Genomic DNA, 2,033 nt, shown 5'->3' with positions numbered 1-2,033 from the left:
AGACAGCGGCAGGGAGGAATCGGTAGAGGTGGCGGTGATTTCGACGCGGTAGGCGGTGTTGGCGGCTTCGGAGGCGGTGAAGGATTTGACGGAGAGTGATGGGGAGAACCGGGCGAAGGTCAGGTGGTAGGATTGGCGGGCAGTCATGACGATCTGGAGGATTTATGATGAAAGTTTAAACATAAATCAAAAAGACAGGCAAGACAAATGATTAATGACAAGCGGTAAAAATGTCGTATGAATGGTTTTTGAAAGTGATGGGTGAATAGATTTGGGACTAAAGAAGGTCGTCTGAAAGTTGAGTTTCAGACGACCTTGATAGATGCTTGGTTTTGAACCTAATCTATACTTGTATAATCTAAGATAACAGAATCATGATAGTAAGCTTTTTAGCCACTCAATGAACCGATCAAACCAACTTCCTTTATTTTCCTTTAAAGATTTCTGTTCAGATTGGTTAGGAACCCTATCTACACATTCACCTCTAATATAATCTTGAACCCTAAAATGACCATTTTGATCTTTTTTAAGGCAAATTGTATCTCCAAAACCAGTGAAATTCGGCTCTATCCTTAATTGTTCATTTTTATTTGGATTAGGGCGAAGCCTAATTGCATAAACTTGACCATCTTCTAATTTTAGATTTGGAAAGTTTGAAGAATTCAACATAATACATTTTTCTTTAGTCGGGTAATTTTCTTCAAATGTTGCCTCATAGAGCATGCTATCCATATTTTCTGAAAAAACTTGAGATATATCTATGAAATACGCGCCAATTAAGTCAGGTCTGTCAATATAAAGACACGGGGTATTATCTATCATCCTGATGCTAACTACACCATCTGCATCAGGGGCTTTGGAAAAAGCATTACAATTAAATGTAAATAACAAAATTGACAATGCAGAAAATAGTTTTATGTACATAGAAATTCCAAGTAAGCAAAACAGCTATTGTAACGAATACGAAGCAAAGGTCGTCTGAAAATTTTCAGACGACCTTTGTGAAAGTTGGATTTCCAATTCAACCTACGCCTGTTATGTAAATAATGCGGTGTTTTCTTACATCTTTTTTCTTTAGTATTTTATCCTGATTTAAACCGAAACCAATATATCCGCTAGTCGTAGTCGAAAGGTTCGAATTCTTCGTCCAGCCGTTCACATGAGATGAACCGTTGCTCGGTGGCACTGGTTTCTTCGTCACTCAACATGAACAATCCGCCCCATTGGTCTTTTTGATAGGGTTTTTGATAGGTTTGTCGGAGGAATTCATATTGTTCGGCGGAGAGGTAGGGGCGGTGGCTTTCCAATTGGGCAAACAGTTGTCTGCGGTAGTCTTCGGGAGAGGTATCTTCTTCGGGGAAATAGTCCGCTTGGGCTTGGAGCAGCCTGCGGAAGATGAAGTCTGCTAAGTTTGCGGCTTCTACTACGCTGAAGTCGTCGTCGTGATACAGGCGTGTGATACATGGTTCGCCTTCTTGGCGGTAGTCGAATGCGTAGTAATCGCCGTTGCCCGCTTCGGCAAAGGCGATGAGTTTGCCACGGTATTCAGGTTTTAAACTCCTCCATTCACTGTCATCGCATAGCTGTTCGTTGATTCCCTGCAATTCGTCGGCGTGAGGCAGTTCAAATTCCGAGCCGACCAGCAGCAGGGGCGGATGTTCGAGCAACTTGGGAAAGGTTTCGCTATACCATTTGCTACCCAATTCGCCCCAGTCCAACATACCGTCGGCAGCGAGGCGTTTGTATAGGTTGGGCAGGGAGATGCCGTATTGTGTTTCGGTTTGGCTGATGAAATCCTGATAATTCATGATGTTTCCTTTTCTGGATTGATTTTGGTTTTGAACTTTATTGAAACTGCGTTTTCAGACGACCTCTTCCCTTTCCATTTTATAGTGGATTAAATTTAAATCAGGACAAGGCGACGAAGCCGCAGACAGTACAGATAGTACAGAACCGATTCACTTGGTGCTTCAGCACCTTAGAGAATCGTTCTCTTTGAGCTAAGGCGAGGCAACGCCGTACTGGTTTAAAGT

General features: G+C 42.4%; 2 protein-coding genes. Both read right to left on the bottom strand.

The annotated features are described in order from the left end of the window. Positions 1-372 precede the first annotated feature (372 nt). On the bottom strand, positions 373-924 hold the full coding sequence (locus HMPREF1051_RS02555; RefSeq protein ID WP_036491423.1) for a hypothetical protein: 552 nt from the start codon (positions 922-924) through the stop codon (positions 373-375). A gap of 191 nt (positions 925-1,115) precedes the next feature. Beyond that, positions 1,116-1,808, bottom strand: coding sequence for an SMI1/KNR4 family protein (locus HMPREF1051_RS02550; protein WP_003764013.1), 693 nt, complete (start codon positions 1,806-1,808; stop codon positions 1,116-1,118). Between the last annotated feature and the right edge of the window lie 225 nt (positions 1,809-2,033).

The sequence above is a fragment of the Neisseria sicca VK64 genome (assembly GCF_000260655.1).
GTDB lineage: Bacteria > Pseudomonadota > Gammaproteobacteria > Burkholderiales > Neisseriaceae > Neisseria > Neisseria sicca_B.
Note: the sequence above shows the minus strand (reverse complement) of the source record. Positions and strands in the feature narration are given on the sequence as shown.

What these genes read in the sequence shown, in the direction of transcription:
- HMPREF1051_RS02550 (WP_003764013.1), bottom strand. Translation starts at nt 1,808, where the DNA reads ATGAATTATCAGGATTTCATCAGCCAAACCGAAACACAATACGGCATC.
- HMPREF1051_RS02555 (WP_036491423.1), bottom strand. Translation starts at nt 924, where the DNA reads ATGTACATAAAACTATTTTCTGCATTGTCAATTTTGTTATTTACATTT.